This is a genomic window from Nocardia sp. NPDC058497 (assembly GCF_042720195.1).
GTDB lineage: Bacteria > Actinomycetota > Actinomycetes > Mycobacteriales > Mycobacteriaceae > Nocardia.
The window spans coordinates 5,838-20,740 of sequence record NZ_JBHXMY010000038.1 but is presented as its reverse complement, the minus strand read 5'-3'; the positions used below and the strand labels follow the sequence as shown (position 1 = coordinate 20,740).

The following is a 14,903-nucleotide window of genomic DNA, read 5'->3' as shown; positions in this document are numbered from 1 at the left end:
CGTCGGTACAGGGTGGCCGGGCTGATGCCTGCCCGCCGGGCGATCTCGCCCATACTCGTGCGTTTGATGCCGAAGTCGAGAAACGCCGACAGCGCGCTGTCGAGCAGCTTCTCCCCGTCGGTGACGGGTTTTTCCAGTATCCGCGCGAGGATGGACGAGACGGTAGGCATCGTCCCATTATCCCCGTGGCGACAGATCCAGCGCGACCATCTCCTGCTCGATCGCATTGGCCGCGAAGTGGACCCCGCGAGAACGTAATTCGTGAACCCGGCACTGGAGTGCCTCGATTCCGCCGGGCTGGGCGGCGATATCGGCCACGCTGAGCCGTCCCCCTGCTCGGTGCACACCGGAATGCATGTATGCCACCGTGATACCTCCTACCTCGCGTATCCGGTGCCGGCCGCCGCACTCTATGGCCGGACGCAATACGCAGGGCAAATGCTATCAGGTATCCCAACTGGTCACTTGCTCAGTGTGACGACTCACAACACCTCGGCCGTACGGTGCGCCGCCAGATTGTGCACATAGACAGCCGCGTTGAGCTTGATTCCGTCCTGCTGCGCCTCGGTCAGCTCCCGGCGCACCTTGCCGGGGACACCGGCGACCAGCGACCCGGGCGGAATCTGCGCACCCTCGGGGATCAGGGCATTGGCCGCGATCAGGCTGCCCGCGCCGATCACCGCGCCGTTGAGGACGGTCGCGCCCATGCCGACCAGGACGTCGTCGCCGATGGTGCAGCCGTGCAGAATCGCGTTGTGGCCCACCGAGACTCCACTGCCGACGGTGAGCGGGAAACCGGGGTCGGCGTGCAGGACGCAGCCGTCCTGGATATTGGTGCGCGCGCCAAGAGTGATCTGCTCGAGGTCGCCGCGCAGTACAGCCGAGTACCAGACGCCGACCTCGGCGGCCAGGCTCACCCGCCCGATGACGGTCGCGTTCGGCGCGATCCAGGCAGTGTCGTCGATTTCCGGCGCGAACCCGGACACCTTGATGATCATGCGGTGATTATTGCGCCGCCCCGCGGAACTGGGCGCGGTGGGCCGCCGGACTGGTGCCGAGCATGCGATGGAAGTGGTGGCGCAGGCTCACCGCGCTGCCGAAACCGGTGTCGCGCGCGATCCGGTCGACGGTCTCGTCGGTCGACTCCAGCAGCAGCCGGGCATGGTCGGTGCGCTGCTGCAACAGCCACTGCTGCGGGCTGGTGCCGGTGCGTTCGCGGAACCGCCGGGTGAAGGTGCGCCGCGACATGAGCGCCGCGCGCGACCAGATGTCGAGATCGATCCCCGTGTCGAGGTGGGTGCGCGCCCACACCATCGCCTGCTCGATCGGGTCGGTGGCGCCCTCGTCGGGGACGGCGACCGGGATGAACTGGGCCTGCGAACCATTGCGGTGCGGCGCGGTGACCAGCGCGCGGGCCAGCTCGGTGGCCGCGCGGGCGCCGAGGTCGCCGCGGACGATGTGCAGGCAGCAGTCCAGCGCGGCGGCGACGCCGGCGGAGGTGATCACGTCGCCGAGGTCGGTCCACAGGGTATCGGCGCGCACCCGGACGCGCGGATAGGCCCGGGCCATGGCCTCCGCGGCGGCCCAGTGCGTGGTGAGTTCGCGGCCGTCGGCCAGGCCCGTCGCCGCGATCGCCCAGGCGCCGAGGCACAGGCCGACCAGCCGGGCGCCGTTCGCGTGCGCGGTGTGCACCGCGTCGTTCAGGGCGGGGGAGACGTCGAGATCGCGCAGCCAGCCGGGGAAGACCACCAACTCGGCCGCGGCGACGGTGTCGAGATCGTGGTGCACGGTGATGTCGAAACCCGCTGCGGTGGACAGGGTTCCGGGTTGTTCGGCGCATACTCGTACGTCGTAGGGCGACACGTCGTCGACGCCGGTGCCGGAGCGGCCGAGCACCAGCGTCGGCACCGCCAGATGGAACGGGCTGATCCCGTCGAACGCGATGACCGCCACCGAGCGCATGGCCCGATCTTAGCGATGCTCGGCCTGCAGGCCACTGTCGTGGGGTGCCACGGTCGGCCAAAGTTGTGGGGATGTCTGATCGCGCCTGGCGGCTGCGAGCTGCGTCCTCGGCTTGTTGCGTGTAACGGCGGCGCCATACGAAACGATTAGTTTCGAAACCCATAGTTTCACAACCCGTGCCCGATCTACCGGGCGCGGGTTTCCCTGACTGCAGGAGATGAGTTGCTGAAGAAGCGAATGAGTGGCCGGTCGCGCACACTGGTGCGGGTGCTGCTGGCCCTGGTCGCGCTGGTACTGGCGTTGACCGCGTGTTCGTCGAACGGGTCGGGTTCGGGTCAGCCGGGGTCGAGTTCGGTGTCCAAGACCTCGGTCACCACGACGACGCCCGCGACGAGTGCGGTGACGCCATCGGCGAATCCGGGCGGCGCACCCGGTGACGGCGCGTCGGCGCCGGAGTCGTCGTGGTATCACTCGCCCACGCAGGCGCCGGAGTCGTCGTGGTATCACTCGCCGACGCAGGAGCCGCCGCCGGGATACAACTGCGTGCCTGGTCCGGATTGCGGCACGGACAGCTGCGGACACAACGAATGCGGATTACCGCCGGGCCACACCTGCATGCCCGGCCCGGATTGCGGCACCGACAACTGCGGTCCAGGCCAGTGCGGCGAAACACCGCCGACGACCACTGTCGCGCCACCGGCCACGACGCAGCCGGTGACGACCACACCGGCGGCCACCTCCGCCCCACCGGCCGCGACGACCACCACCGGCGCCGCGCCCGCGGCGGCATCGGTGACGCCGTCACCGTGAACCTGGCTCCGACACGCGATGTTCCAACCGGCTGACTCCCGTCGGCGGGCGTCCTAAGCTGGCGCAATGACGGGAACAGGCGGAACGGTCGGTGTGCCGGCGGAGATCAAACCGCAGGAGTTCCGGGTGGCGCTCACCCCGGCGGGCGCTACCGAACTGGCCGCGCACGGGCACGAGGTGCTCGTGCAGGCCGGTGCCGGAACGGGTTCGGGATTCGGCGACGAGGATTATCTCGCCGCGGGCGCCAGGATCGTGCCGGATGCCGACGCGGTCTGGGCCGAGGCCGGGCTGATCCTGAAGGTGAAAGAGCCCATCGCGCAGGAGTATTCGCTGATGCGGCGCGACCAGGTGCTGTTCACCTATCTGCACCTGGCCGCGTCGAAGGAATGCACCGACGCGATCCTGGACTCCGGGATCACCGCGATCGCCTATGAAACGGTGCGTGCCGCGGACGGTTCGCTGCCGCTGCTCGCGCCGATGAGCGAGGTCGCCGGCAAGCTCGGCACCCAGGTCGGCGCCTATCACCTGATGGCGCCGCTGGGTGGCGAGGGCATGCTGCTCGGTGGGGTGCCCGGCGTGCGCCCGGCCGCTGTGGTGGTGCTCGGCGGCGGCGTCGCGGGGACCAACGCGGCGAGCGTCGCGGTCGGGATGGGCGCCAGGGTGAGCGTCCTCGATACCAATCTGGCGCGGTTGCGCGAGCTCGACGCCCGCTTCTCAGGCCGGGTCGGCACCCTCGCCTCGCACGCGCTCGAGATCGAAAAGGCCGTGCTCGCCGCGGATCTGGTGATCGGGTCGGTGCTGGTGCCCGGTGCCAAGGCGCCCAAGCTGGTCTCCGACGAGCTCGTCGCGGGAATGCGTCCCGGTTCGGTGCTCGTCGACATCGCCGTCGACCAGGGTGGCTGCTTCGCTTCCACCCGGCCGACGACGCACGCCGATCCCACTTTCCCCGTGGCGAATTCGCTGTTCTACTGCGTCGCGAACATGCCGGGCGCGGTGCCGCACACGTCCACCGTGGCGCTCACCAACGCCACCCTGCCGTTCGCTACCGCGATCGCCGACAAGGGCTGGCGGGGCGCGTGCACCGCCGATCCCGGACTGGCCGCCGGGCTCACGGCCGTCGACGGCACACTGCTGTCGTCGGAAGTGGCTGCGGCGCACGGATATTCGCTCGGCGTCTGAGCTCCTACTCGCCCGCGCCCAGGTACCAGTCCGGCGCGCCCTCGGTCGGCAGGTCGTGCAGCTTGTCGGGATTGCGGACGATGTTGATCGCGACGATGCGGCCCGCGTCGACGACGAACGAGAAGACGCCGGTGTTGGCGCCGTCGAACACCACCAGGCCGGGCACGCCGTTGACCAGGACCGCTTTGCCCCACGCCCCGGACGCCGACGGCGCGTGGTACCAACCGAGCAGCGCCTTGGCGATGAGCTCGGCGCCGCGCAGCGGCTGGCGGATGGCGGGCACCTTGCCGCCACCGTCGGCGGTGAGCACCACGTTCTCGTCGAGGACGCCGAGCAGCGAGCTCAGATCACCCGAGCGCCAGGCCAGCGAGAACGCCGAGACGACCTTCTCCTGTTCGGCGGGCGAGGCGGGGAAGCGCGGGGTGCCGGACTCCACGTGCTTGCGGGCGCGGGAGGCGAGCTGACGGACGGCCGCCGGAGTGCGGCCGACGACCTCGGCGACCTCGGGACCGGTCATGCCGAACACGTCCTGCAAGACGAAAGCCGTTCGCTCGGCGGGGGATAGCGATTCCAGCACGACCAGCAGCGCGGTGGTGACCCGTTCGTCCTGGGAGATCCGGTCGGCCGGGTCGTCCCAGGTGGTGACGTCCGGCTCCGGTAGCCATTCGCCGACATACTGCTCGCGGCGGGCACGTGCCGAACCGAGCTGATCGAGGGCCAGTCTGCCGGTGACGGTGGTCAGCCAGGCACGCAGATTGTCGATCTCGCCCGCCTTGCCCGCCTCGTGGTGGCGCTGCAGGCGCAGCCACGCGTCCTGCACCACGTCCTCGGCGTCGGTGAGGCTGCCGAGCGTGCTGTAGGCGAGCCGGCGCAGGTAGGAGCGGTGTTCCTCGAAGCGGCGGGCCAGTTCGGCCTGGTCGAGCTGGTGGTGTGCGTCGGTCATCGTTGTTCGCCGTTCGATCGTCTGGCCCGGTCCGGGCGAGTGTATGAGGTGGTCACCGAGATGACGAACCAGCGGGGACGGGTGTGACATTCCCGCTGTCGGCTACCCTCGGCCGGGTGCAGAAGGGGACATCGACCGCGGTCGGGCTGATGCTGGGATTCGCGCTCGATCGAGTGTTCGCCGATCCGCGCCGGTGGCATCCGGTAGCCGGATTCGGCTCGGCGGCAGCGGCTTTGGAACAGGTGACCTATGCCGACGACCGACGTGCCGGTGTCGTGCACGAGGTGGTCGCGGTGGGTTCGGTGGTCGGGATCGGAGTGCTGGCCGCGCGCGGCGGTGTGCTCGCCACCGCGCTGGCCACGTGGACCGCCCTCGGTGGACGCAGTCTGGCCCGCGCCGGGCAGGCGATGGCCGAGCGGCTCGACGCCGGGGACATCGACGGGGCCCGGGAGCTGCTGCCCTCGCTGTGCGGGCGTGATCCGTCGGTGCTGGATGCGGACGGGCTGGCCCGCGCGGCGCTGGAATCGGTCGCCGAGAACACCGCCGACGCGACCGTCGCGCCACTGCTGTGGGGTGCTGTCGCCGGGGTGCCGGGGTTGCTCGGGTACCGGGCTGTCAACACGCTCGACGCGATGGTCGGCTACCGCAACGAGCGGTACCTGCGGTTCGGGTGGGCTGCCGCGCGGACCGACGATCTGGCGAATGTCGTTCCCGCCCGGGTCACCGGACTGATCACGGCCGCGCTCGCGCCGCTGGTCGGTGGGACGCCTGCCGCCGCGTGGCGGGCCTGGCGGCGGGATGCGGCCAAGCATCCGAGCCCGAATGCGGGTGTGGTGGAGGCATCCATGGCAGGGGCACTCGGTGTCCGGCTCGGTGGGCGAACGCAGTACCGGCACGGAGCGGAACTGCGGCCGACCCTCGGCGACGGCCCCGCGCCGACGACGGCGGATCTGCGCCGGGCGGTACGAATGTCGGAGGCAGTACAGGTAGGCGCGCTGTTGGTGTCGGTAGTGGTTGCCGGGGCGCTCAGGTGGCGAGCGGTGCGCGGCTAGGGCCTGTTTCGCGGTCCGCCACTGCGCGGCGGGCATGCGCTGCGCAGTCACTAAACGCTCCGATGGTCCCGATCGCGACCGCTCGGCCCGATAGTGAACGTTCAGCGCGGTGATCGACCCCAGCCCGCCAGGGCGGGTTCGATGGTGTGCCGCTTGACCAGCGGGCGATCGCGAGAACCGGATAGACCGAGCGGATAGGACAGACTCCGAGCGCGGACTGCTGGTGGGCTGAGGTCAGCGGTTGCGGCCGTAGCGGTCGGCCAGGCGGGCTTCGGTGGTTGGCGGGGCCGGGGAATCGGACTCGGCGGCCGGTGTCGCGGTGATGTCGGCGTGCGTCTGGGTGGCCGCGCGGTCGCGGCGGCGGGCGCGGAGTTCGGCGACGACGAAGTAGCCGAGGCCGAGGGGGGCCATGATGCCGAAGGCCAGCCATTGGAGGCCGTAGGAGAGGTAGGGGCCCGCGTCGAGTTGGGGGAGCGGGGTGGGGGTGAAGGCGCCGGGCTGGCCCTCGGCCAGTTGGAGATAGCCGCCCTTGTCCGTGCCGGTCGGGATATCGGTGAGCTGGGTGCCGAGGACGGTGGATTCCTGGGCGGTGTCGACCGTGTAGACCTGGCGATAGCCGTCCTGGGTGCTCGGTGGCTTGTCCGCGACCACGCCTTCGGAGGCGCGCACGCGGGCTTCGAGGCGCTGCGGGCCGGTCGGGGGCGCGGCGATGGCCGGGGGACGGGTGCCGTCGACGGCGGCGACCAGGCCGCGGTCGACGAGCAGGGTGCGGCCGTCGTCAAGGCGGAAGGCGTCGAGCACGGCGTAGCCGGGGGCGCCGTCGAGATGACGCAGGCGCACCAGAACGGTCGAGTCAGGGACGTAGGCGCCGCTCGCGGTGACCTTGCGCCATTCGGTGTGCGCGGTCGGATCGCCGTCGAGAACGCCGACCACGTCCACCGGGTCGGCCTGCACGGAGTCGGCGATCAGCTGGTTGCGGTGCTCGGTGCTGGTGTTCTTGCCCAGCTGCCACGGCGCGAGGACGGTGAAGCACAGGTAGGCGAACGCCGCGACGATCACCGCGAGGATGAGCCAGCTCGGGCGCAGCAGGAACGTGAGTTTGCGCATCAGCGTTGCGCGTCGGCGGGGGTGCGGACGTCGAGTTCGGCGCGCACCCAGTCGAGCAGGCCGGGGACGGCGGCTTCGATCTGATCGCGGACCAGGTCGAAGTCGGACTGGTCGCCGTAGTACGGGTCGGGCACGTCGCGGCCGTCGGCGGCGGGGTCGAAGCTGCGCAGCAGCCTGCGCTGTTCGGTGGGCACGCCGCGGTGGGCCAGCTCCCGGTCGTGCCCGGTGTCCAGGGCGACGATCAGGTCGGCGTCACGATGCTCGGGACCGAAGGTGGCCGCGACGTGGTCGGTGGGGTAGCCGGCGCGGCGCAGCGTCGTCTCGGTACGCGGATCGGCCGGATCGCCGACATGCCACGATCCGGTGCCCGCGCTGGTCACCCGTACCTGGTTCGCGAGACCGGCACGGTACAGATGCGCCTCGAACATCTTCGCCGCCATCGGCGAGCGGCAGATGTTCCCTGTGCAGATGAATGACACGTGCAGCTGTCCCACGGAGCCATTCTCGCCCGAGCCGCCGAATCGCCGCCACGTAGGGTGTTGAACTGTGTTCCAGGACTCCGTCGACCCCGCGATGCTGCGCCACCACGGCGACGTGGAGGCGCGCCCAGGGATGCTCGATTTCGCGGTGAACGTCCGCGGCTCAGCCCCACCGGCCTGGCTGCGCGATCGCCTCGCCGCCCGCCTGGACGACCTCGGCCGCTACCCGAGCGCCGAGGACGAGGCCGCCGCCCGCGCCGCCGTCGCCGCCCGCCACGGCCGCACCCCCGACGAGGTGCTGCTGCTGGCAGGCGCCGCCGAAGGGTTCGCCATGCTGCCCCGGCTGGCCCCGCGCCTGGCCGCGGTCATCCACCCGTCCTTCACCGAGCCCGAACTGGCATTGCGGGAAGCGGGCGTCCCGGTGACGCGGGTGATCCTGGAGCGGCCGTACACGCTCGACCCCGCGCTGGTCCCCGAGGAAGCCGATCTCGTCGTCCTCGGCAACCCCACCAACCCCACCTCGATCCTGCACCCCGCCGCTGCTATCCAGGCGCTGCGGCGTCCGGGTCGCCTCGTCGTCGTCGACGAAGCCTTCGCCGACGCGGTCGTGCCGGACCCTGCCGAGCCCGCGCGCGCCGGGCCCGCGGCACACGCCGAGCCAGCACTGCACGCCGCGCTCGCATCGCACGCTGAGTCCGTGCCGGACCCTGCCGAGCCCGCGTCGCACGCCGGGCCCGCACTGCGCGCCGGGCCCGCGGCACACGCCGAGCCAGCACTGCACGCCGCGCTCGCATCGCACGCTGAGTCCGTGCCGCACGCCGGGCCTGCGGTGCATGGTGAGCCCGCGGCGGACGCCGATGCCGGACTGCACGCCGAGCCGGAGTCGCTGGCTGCACTGTCCGCACCCGACGTGATCGTGCTCCGCAGCCTCACCAAGACGTGGGCGCTGGCCGGTTTGCGCTGCGGCTATGCGCTCGGCGCTCCCGAGGTGCTGGCCCGGCTGACCCACGGGCGCCCGCACTGGCCACTGGGCACGCTCCAGCTCGAGGCGATCACCGCCACCGCCGCACCGTCGGCTGTCGCCGAGTCCCAGCGGGACGCCTTCCAGATCGCATCCGAGCGCGCCGCCATGATCGACCGCCTCACCGCCCTCGGCCTCGACGTCCACACCCCGGCGGCGGGACCGTTCCTGCTCCTGCGTGTCCCCGACGGCGCCCTGGTGCGCAAGCGCCTGGCCGACCGCGGTATCGCCGTTCGCCGCGCCGACACCTTCCCCGGCCTCGGGCCTGACCACTTGCGCGTGGCGGTGCGCGGCCCGGCCGAAGTCGATCGATTGATCGAAGGTCTGCGGGCCGTGCTGTGGTGAGCGGTGGAAAGCGTTGTGGTGCAAGGTGATCTCGTCACCTCGGCGGTGACGGGCATGTCAACGGAACGAAGGAGGCGGCGGTGACCGACCTGGCCGAACTGATCGGGGTGCTCGACGCGGCGTATCCGCCGAGGCTGGCCGAATCGTGGGATTCGGTCGGGCTCGTGTGCGGTGAGCCGGCGCAGGAGGTCACCAAGGTGGTGTTCGCGGTCGACGCCACCGCCGCCGTGGTCGACGAGGCGATCGAGTGGGGCGCACAGGCATTGGTCGTGCACCACCCGCTGCTGCTGCGCGGGGTCGACACCGTCGCCGCCGATACGCCCAAAGGCGCTCTGCTGCACCGGTTGATCCGCTCCGGTTGCGCCCTGTTCTCCGCGCACACCAACGCCGACTCCGCCGACCCCGGCGTCTCCGACGCACTGGCCGCCGCCGTCGGCCTCACGGTCACCGGTCCGCTGGATCCCAAACCGGTTGCCTCCGTGGACAAATGGGTGATCCAGGTCCCGCAGACCCACACCGCCTCGCTCATGTCGGCGTTGTTCACCGCGGGCGCTGGCGCGATCGGCGACTACCGCGAAGCGGCCTGGTACACCGCGGGCACCGGTCAGTTCCGCCCGCTGCCCGGCGCGAATCCGGCGCTCGGCGTGGTCGGCACGGTCGAGACCGTCACCGAGGACGCCGTCGAGGTGGTCGCGGCGCCGACCTCGCGCCTGGCCGTCCTGGCGGCCCTGCGCGCGGCCCACCCGTACGAGGAACCCGCCTACCACGTCACCGAACGCGCACCGCTGCCGTCCTCGCTCGGCATCGGCCGCATCGGCGAACTCCCCGAGCCCGAAACCCTGCGCGAATTCACCGCCCGCGTCGGCGTCGGCCTGCCGCGCACCGTCTGGGGTGTCCGCGCCGCAGGCGACCCCGATCGCGTCATCCAGCGGGTAGCCGTCTGCGGCGGCGCGGGCGACTCCTACCTGAACGCGGCCATCCGCGCGGGCGTCGACGCCTACCTCACCTCCGACCTGCGCCACCACCCTGTCGACGAACACCTCCGCCGCGGCGGCCCCGCCCTCATCGACGCCGCCCACTGGGCCACCGAGTTCCCCTGGTGCGGTCAGGCCGAGCAGATCGTCCGCACCGCCCTCCCCGGCCTGACCACACGGGTATCCACCCTGCGCACCGACCCGTGGACGGTCACCGGCTGAACCACGCGGACGACGACGGCTGCACGCTGCCCGAACGTCGGATGCCCGTACTGCGAACTGGGCCGAGCCCGGTCTCTGTCCGAACCGGCGCGCACGACGACGCTGCGCGGCCTGCGCGAACGTCGGGTGCGCGCACAGCGAGTCGGCGCGGCGGCAGCCTTCGGGTGCTGAACCACGTGCACGACGACGCTGCGCGGCCTGCGCGAACGTCGGGTGCGGGCACAGCGAGCCCGGCAAGGCGGCAGTCCTCGGGTCATGGCGTGCGCACCCCCCGCGGCGCGGTACGGTTGACCAACCCATCCGTCCACTGTGTTCAGGAGTTCGTGCGCGTTGAATGTCGAACCGTCGGTCCAGTCCAAGCTGCTTCAGCTCGCCACTGTCGATGCCGAGTTGACGCGGATCGCGCACCGCAGGGGCGTGCTGCCCGAGCAGCAGGAGGTGGCGCGCCTGGCGACCGAGCGCAACGGCTACAAGGACGCCGCCGTCGCGGTGGAGATCGGCATCGACGATCTGGATCGTGACATCCGCAAGCTCGAGGGTGAGGTCGACGCCGTCCGCAAGCGTGAGGACCGCGACCGCGGCATGCTCTCCGCGGGCGCCGTCGCCGCCAAGCAGCTCTCCGAGATCCAGCACGAACTGGGCAGCCTGGAGCGTCGCCGCTCGGTGCTCGAGGACGAGCTGCTGACCGTGATGGAGCAGCGCGAAGCCATGGCCGCCGACCACGACCACGCGGGCGCGCGCCTGAGCAAGGCCGACCAGGACCTGGCCGACGCCGAGCGACTGCGCGACGAGGCGCTGGCCGATCTCGACGTGGCGCAGCAGCGGTGCGAGAAGGACCGGGACGGGCTGATCGGCCTGTTCCCCGGCGAACTGCTCGCCGTCTACGACAAGCAGCGTTCGGCGCACGGCGTCGGCGCCGCCCTGCTGCAGGCCCGCCGCTGCGGCGCGTGCCGGATCGAGATCGATCGCGGCGAGATGCAGCGCATCGCCAAGGCCGCGCCCGACGCGGTCGTCCGCTGCCCCGAATGCGGCGCGATCATGGTGCGTACCAAGGAATCGGGGCTGTGATCGGATCGGTGCGCCGATGAGCGTGCACGAGGTGATCGTCGAAGCCGACGGTGGCTCGCGCGGCAATCCCGGCCCGGCCGGATACGGCGCGGTGGTCTTCGCCGCCGATCATGTCCGGGTCCTCGCCGAGCGCAAGGAGTATGTCGGCGTCGCCACCAACAATGTGGCCGAATATCGCGGTCTCATCGCCGGTTTGGCGGCTGCGGCCGAGCTGGGCGCGCGGGTGGTCGCGGTGCGGATGGACTCCAAGCTCGTCGTCGAGCAGATGGCGGGACGCTGGAAGGTCAAGCACCCGTCGATGATTCCGCTCGCCGAACAGGCGCGGGCGCTGGTCGCCGGGTTCGACCAGGTGAGCTTCACCTGGATTCCGCGCGCGGAGAACTCGCATGCCGACCGGCTGGCGAACGAGGCGATGGACGACGGCGCCGTCGTCGGCACTGTCCGCGAGGCCGTCTCCGCCAGGCACACCCCGGGCGACCAGGTGGCCGTGACCGGTGTCAGGGCGAGTGAGCCGGCCGATACCGACCGGGTCGCCGGCGGGGTAGAGCCCGCGGCTGACCCCGCACTCGATGGCGAAACCACTGCGGCACAGCGGGTTTCGACCAACGCTCCCGGCTGGACCGGCGCGCTCGGCAGGCCGACGAGGCTGTTGCTGCTGCGCCACGGCCAGACCGAGCTGTCGATCGAGCGCCGCTACTCCGGTCGCGGCAACCCGCCGCTCACCGACCTCGGCCGCCAACAAGCCGAGCGCGCCGCGAAAATGCTCGCCGCCAAAGGTGACATCGCCGCCGTCGTCACCTCACCGCTGCAGCGCGCCCGTGCCACCGCCGAGGCCGCCGCCGGGGTGCTCGACGTTCCGCTGCGCGTCCTGGACGGCCTCATCGAGACCGATTTCGGCGACTGGGAGGGTCTCACCTTCACCGAGGCCGCGCAGCGCGACCCGCAGCTGCACACCGACTGGCTGGGCGACCCGTCGCTGCCCGCGCCCGGCGGCGAGAGCTTCGATCAGGTGCGCGAGCGCATCGAGGGGGTACGCCGGGATCTGGTGGCGCTGTACCCGGGCCAGAACGTCGTCGTGGTCAGCCATGTCACCCCGATCAAGACGCTGCTGCAGCTGGCACTCGGCGTCGGCCCGTCGCTGCTGTACCGCCTGCACCTGGATCTGGCGTCGCTGTGCATCGCCGAGTTCTATCCCGACGGCGGCGCGTCGGTCCGCCTCGTCAACGACGTTTCGTACCTGTGAGCTAGCCGTTTGTCGCCGGGGCGCGGTACGGTCGCCCCGGTTCGCGGTCGGCGTAACGACGACGCCCCGGCGCCCGAAAGGTACTCGGGCGTGCGGAATGCCGCGGCCATCGAGAAAGGTACTTGATGAGGTTTCTACGGATGGCGGCGTTCGCGGCGGCCATCGCGGGGGCGCTCTCCGCTGGTGCGGGCAGCGTGTCGGCCGATCCGAGCGTGGTGCTCGGCGCGGCCTCGGGCATCGTCTTCGACAACAACTCCGGTTGCTCGCTGACCGCCATCGGCCATGACAACGCGGGCCGCCTGGTCGGCCTCACCGCCGGGCACTGCGCGCCGACGGGGGCGCGGGTCGGCGCCGAGCAGGCGCTCAACGCGGGGGTCATCGGCACCGTCGCCTTCTCCGACGACGGCGACTACCTGGATTTCGCTGTCCTGCAGCTGGATGCGTCGAAGGTACTGCCGGTCCGCACCGTCGGCCAGACCACCGTCGCCGGCATCGGCGGCCCGCCCGGACCCGGCACCACGGTGTGCTCGGACGGGCGCACCAGCGGTCGCAGCTGTGGCGTGGTGTGGGGTGAGCTCGAGGGCACCTCGATCAACCAGTACTGCTCGCAGCCGGGCGACTCCGGCGGCCCGGTCGTCGTCGGCGACCGCCTGGTCGGCATGAACCAGGGCAGGCTCACCGGCCTCGGCCCGCTCGACTTCGACGTCCCGTGCACCAACGGAGCCAACCCGATCCACTCGCCCGCCTACTTCCAGCCCATCGGGGTCATCCTCGAGGTGCTGAACCGGGCAGGCGGCGTCGGCGCCGGCTTCCAGCCGATCTGATCCCAGCGCGACCTCAGGGGCGCATCACCCACCCGGTGATGCGCCCCGGTTGTCGTTCCCGGCCCGAAATCGCGTTGCCCGGCGCCGGGCGGCATGCTGGAATCTCAGTCATGGGGGAAACCGACGGCGCCATCGGAATTCGACGACTGGAACCCAATGAGTGGGCGGTGTTCCGCGGGGTGAGGTTGCGCGCGCTGCGTGACGCGCCGACGGCGTTCGGCCAGACCATCGAGCAGGCGCTGGCACGGACCGCGCAAGACTGGCGGGACGTGCTGCGGGTGCGGGCGCAGTTCGCGGCGACGGTCAGCACCGAGACGGTGGGCACGGTGGGTGTGACCACCGATGCGGCGAGCGCCCACCTGATCTCGATGTGGGTGGATCCGCGTGCCCGCGGCCGCGGTGTCTCGGATCTGCTGATCGACGCGGCAGTGGGCTGGGCGGTCGAGCGTGGCTGTGCGGCGGTGCGCCTTGACGTGACCGAGGGCAATACCGCCGCCGAGAAGTTGTACCGGCGACACGGATTCGTGCCGACGGGGCGGCGCGGGCCGGTCGAGCCTGGCGATCCGCGGATGGAATTCGAGATGCGCCTGCTGCTCTGAACTCCCGGTCAGCCGACGACGCCGACAGTCACCGACCGTCAGGTGCCAGGCACGTGGACGCCGCTCAGGGGGAGCTGAGGCCGCGTTCGTGCATGAGCAGCAGGCCGTAGGCGGCCACGGCGTGTGGGTCGATGATCTCGCCGCGCAGGATCATCGCCTCGAGCTCCGGCCGGGAGAACCAGGCCATGCGCATGTCCTGTTCCTCGGGTTCGCGCTGCGGCTCGCCGGGAGTGAGGCCGGTGGCGAGGAAGCAGTGACCGCGCTGGCTGCTCGAGGCGGGCGCCGTGGCCATGGTGCCGAGCAACGTCATCCGGTCGGCCCGCAACCCGGTTTCCTCGCGCAATTCGTTGTGCGCCAGCTCGACCGGGGTCGGGGCCGTGCCCTGCGGCGGAGTGCCCGCGGGGAACTCCCAGCACCGCGTCCCCAGCGGGTACCGGTACTGCTCGACCAGGTGGAAGCCCTCCCCGTCGAACGGGACGACCATCGCCCAGTCGACCTTGTCGACCACGCCGTAGATCCCGACGGAACCGTCGGCGCGGCGAATGGTGTCCTCCCGCAGCCGCATCCACGGATTGGTGTAGATCGTGCGCGAGCTGAGCTGTTCCATGGCATCCATGGTGCCCCACCGATCACGGGCGCAGGACGGACACCAGGAAGTCGGTCTGATCGCGCACGACCTGCTCGAAAACATCGTCGAAGTACACGTCGAAGTGGCCGACCGGGTACTGCTTGACCACCGCGTGCTTGGTGCGCTCGGCGGCCTTGCGAGTCGGGGCGGGCGGCGCGATCGAATCGTTCTCGGCGATCGCGTAGAACACCGGCACCTTCAGCGCCTTCGCCCGACGGCCAGGCCGGTCGAACAGGGCCGAGAAGGCCACCCGCGCACCGACTTTCGGCTGGTAGGTCGCGCTCTCCTCGGCCAGCCTGCCGAACCCCTCCGGCACGTCGGGCGCGCTCATCAGGGCGGGGGGGGGGGGGGGGGGCCGGCCCCCCGCGCCGCGCCCGCGGGCCCCCCCCGCGGACGGCCCCCCGCGGCGACGCCCCCGGACCAGGGGCCCGCGGGGGAGGGTGTGGG

General features: G+C 71.3%; 17 protein-coding genes and 1 pseudogene. 9 read left to right on the top strand and 9 right to left on the bottom strand.

From position 1 onward, the window contains the following. From ACFWPJ_RS04945 to ACFWPJ_RS04930, 4 genes are all read right to left on the bottom strand, one after another. A partial coding sequence (locus tag ACFWPJ_RS04945; RefSeq protein ID WP_378847279.1) for a TetR/AcrR family transcriptional regulator occupies positions 1-170 on the bottom strand: 170 nt, incomplete at its 3' end. 7 nt (positions 171-177) lie between these two features. After that, on the bottom strand, positions 178-357 hold the full coding sequence (locus ACFWPJ_RS04940) for a hypothetical protein (RefSeq protein WP_229740164.1): 180 nt from the start codon (positions 355-357) through the stop codon (positions 178-180). 125 nt (positions 358-482) lie between these two features. Next, a complete protein-coding gene (locus tag ACFWPJ_RS04935; RefSeq protein WP_189033206.1) occupies positions 483-998 on the bottom strand; it encodes a gamma carbonic anhydrase family protein in 516 nt (171 codons plus the stop codon). A 7-nt stretch (positions 999-1,005) separates the two neighbouring features. After that, positions 1,006-1,962: a GlxA family transcriptional regulator gene (locus ACFWPJ_RS04930; protein WP_378847275.1), complete on the bottom strand. Its 957-nt coding sequence runs from the start codon at positions 1,960-1,962 to the stop codon at positions 1,006-1,008. A 222-nt stretch (positions 1,963-2,184) separates the two neighbouring features. Between ACFWPJ_RS04930 and ACFWPJ_RS04925 the strand changes: the two genes are divergently transcribed. Both ACFWPJ_RS04925 and ald read left to right on the top strand, forming a co-directional pair. Beyond that, positions 2,185-2,772 carry a hypothetical protein gene (locus ACFWPJ_RS04925; protein WP_378847274.1) on the top strand — a complete coding sequence of 196 codons (588 nt, stop codon included), beginning with the start codon at positions 2,185-2,187 and terminating at the stop codon, positions 2,770-2,772. A 66-nt stretch (positions 2,773-2,838) separates the two neighbouring features. Next, the gene (gene ald, locus ACFWPJ_RS04920) at positions 2,839-3,951 is read left to right on the top strand and encodes an alanine dehydrogenase (protein ID WP_378847273.1); all 1,113 of its coding nucleotides are present in this window, start codon (positions 2,839-2,841) and stop codon (positions 3,949-3,951) included. Between the two features lie 4 nt (positions 3,952-3,955). On the opposite strand, the gene sigJ is transcribed toward ald, so the two are convergent. Beyond that, entirely contained in the window at positions 3,956-4,894 is a 939-nt protein-coding gene (gene sigJ / locus ACFWPJ_RS04915; protein ID WP_378847271.1) for an RNA polymerase sigma factor SigJ, read from the bottom strand. Positions 4,895-5,010: 116 nt separating this feature from the next. Between sigJ and ACFWPJ_RS04910 the strand changes: the two genes are divergently transcribed. After that, positions 5,011-5,946, top strand: a complete 936-nt coding sequence (locus ACFWPJ_RS04910) for a cobalamin biosynthesis protein (RefSeq protein ID WP_378847268.1) — start codon at positions 5,011-5,013, stop codon at positions 5,944-5,946. A gap of 234 nt (positions 5,947-6,180) precedes the next feature. Here the strand turns inward: ACFWPJ_RS04910 and ACFWPJ_RS04905 are convergent, their stop codons facing one another. Both ACFWPJ_RS04905 and ACFWPJ_RS04900 read right to left on the bottom strand, forming a co-directional pair. Next, the gene (locus ACFWPJ_RS04905; protein ID WP_378847266.1) at positions 6,181-7,053 is read right to left on the bottom strand and encodes an SURF1 family protein; all 873 of its coding nucleotides are present in this window, start codon (positions 7,051-7,053) and stop codon (positions 6,181-6,183) included. Next, on the bottom strand, positions 7,053-7,547 hold the full coding sequence (locus ACFWPJ_RS04900; RefSeq protein WP_378847263.1) for a low molecular weight protein-tyrosine-phosphatase: 495 nt from the start codon (positions 7,545-7,547) through the stop codon (positions 7,053-7,055). The genes ACFWPJ_RS04905 and ACFWPJ_RS04900 overlap by 1 nt, the downstream gene beginning before the upstream one ends. A 52-nt stretch (positions 7,548-7,599) precedes the next feature. Here ACFWPJ_RS04900 and ACFWPJ_RS04895 point away from each other — a divergent pair, with 52 nt between their 5' ends. From ACFWPJ_RS04895 to ACFWPJ_RS04870, 6 genes are all read left to right on the top strand, one after another. Beyond that, positions 7,600-8,898: an aminotransferase class I/II-fold pyridoxal phosphate-dependent enzyme gene (locus tag ACFWPJ_RS04895; RefSeq protein WP_378847261.1), complete on the top strand. Its 1,299-nt coding sequence runs from the start codon at positions 7,600-7,602 to the stop codon at positions 8,896-8,898. Between the two features lie 80 nt (positions 8,899-8,978). Further along, entirely contained in the window at positions 8,979-10,094 is a 1,116-nt protein-coding gene (locus tag ACFWPJ_RS04890) for a Nif3-like dinuclear metal center hexameric protein (RefSeq protein WP_378847258.1), read from the top strand. 330 nt (positions 10,095-10,424) lie between these two features. Then, entirely contained in the window at positions 10,425-11,162 is a 738-nt protein-coding gene (locus ACFWPJ_RS04885) for a zinc ribbon domain-containing protein (RefSeq protein WP_378847256.1), read from the top strand. Positions 11,163-11,178: 16 nt separating this feature from the next. Continuing rightward, positions 11,179-12,405, top strand: coding sequence for a bifunctional RNase H/acid phosphatase (locus tag ACFWPJ_RS04880; protein ID WP_378847254.1), 1,227 nt, complete (start codon positions 11,179-11,181; stop codon positions 12,403-12,405). Positions 12,406-12,545: 140 nt separating this feature from the next. Further along, entirely contained in the window at positions 12,546-13,229 is a 684-nt protein-coding gene (locus ACFWPJ_RS04875) for a hypothetical protein (protein ID WP_378847252.1), read from the top strand. A 110-nt stretch (positions 13,230-13,339) separates the two neighbouring features. Then, positions 13,340-13,828, top strand: coding sequence for a GNAT family N-acetyltransferase (locus tag ACFWPJ_RS04870; protein ID WP_378847249.1), 489 nt, complete (start codon positions 13,340-13,342; stop codon positions 13,826-13,828). Positions 13,829-13,892: 64 nt separating this feature from the next. Here ACFWPJ_RS04870 and ACFWPJ_RS04865 read toward each other — a convergent pair whose 3' ends face one another. Both ACFWPJ_RS04865 and ACFWPJ_RS04860 read right to left on the bottom strand, forming a co-directional pair. Beyond that, positions 13,893-14,444, bottom strand: a complete 552-nt coding sequence (locus tag ACFWPJ_RS04865; protein WP_378847246.1) for an NUDIX domain-containing protein — start codon at positions 14,442-14,444, stop codon at positions 13,893-13,895. Between the two features lie 13 nt (positions 14,445-14,457). Further along, positions 14,458-14,903, bottom strand: a pseudogene (locus ACFWPJ_RS04860) (hypothetical protein); the annotation flags it as partial.

Bases quoted from the DNA above. Each gene is read 5' to 3' on its own strand.
- ACFWPJ_RS04865 (WP_378847246.1), bottom strand. From the start codon at position 14,444: ATGGATGCCATGGAACAGCTCAGCTCGCGCACGATCTACACCAATCCG.
- sigJ (WP_378847271.1), bottom strand. From the start codon at position 4,894: ATGACCGACGCACACCACCAGCTCGACCAGGCCGAACTGGCCCGCCGC.
- ACFWPJ_RS04935 (WP_189033206.1), bottom strand. From the start codon at position 998: ATGATCATCAAGGTGTCCGGGTTCGCGCCGGAAATCGACGACACTGCC.
- ACFWPJ_RS04875 (WP_378847252.1), top strand. From the start codon at position 12,546: ATGGCGGCGTTCGCGGCGGCCATCGCGGGGGCGCTCTCCGCTGGTGCG.
- ACFWPJ_RS04905 (WP_378847266.1), bottom strand. From the start codon at position 7,053: ATGCGCAAACTCACGTTCCTGCTGCGCCCGAGCTGGCTCATCCTCGCG.
- ACFWPJ_RS04940 (WP_229740164.1), bottom strand. From the start codon at position 357: ATGCATTCCGGTGTGCACCGAGCAGGGGGACGGCTCAGCGTGGCCGAT.
- ACFWPJ_RS04880 (WP_378847254.1), top strand. From the start codon at position 11,179: ATGAGCGTGCACGAGGTGATCGTCGAAGCCGACGGTGGCTCGCGCGGC.
- ACFWPJ_RS04870 (WP_378847249.1), top strand. From the start codon at position 13,340: ATGGGGGAAACCGACGGCGCCATCGGAATTCGACGACTGGAACCCAAT.
- ald (WP_378847273.1), top strand. From the start codon at position 2,839: ATGACGGGAACAGGCGGAACGGTCGGTGTGCCGGCGGAGATCAAACCG.
- ACFWPJ_RS04930 (WP_378847275.1), bottom strand. From the start codon at position 1,962: ATGCGCTCGGTGGCGGTCATCGCGTTCGACGGGATCAGCCCGTTCCAT.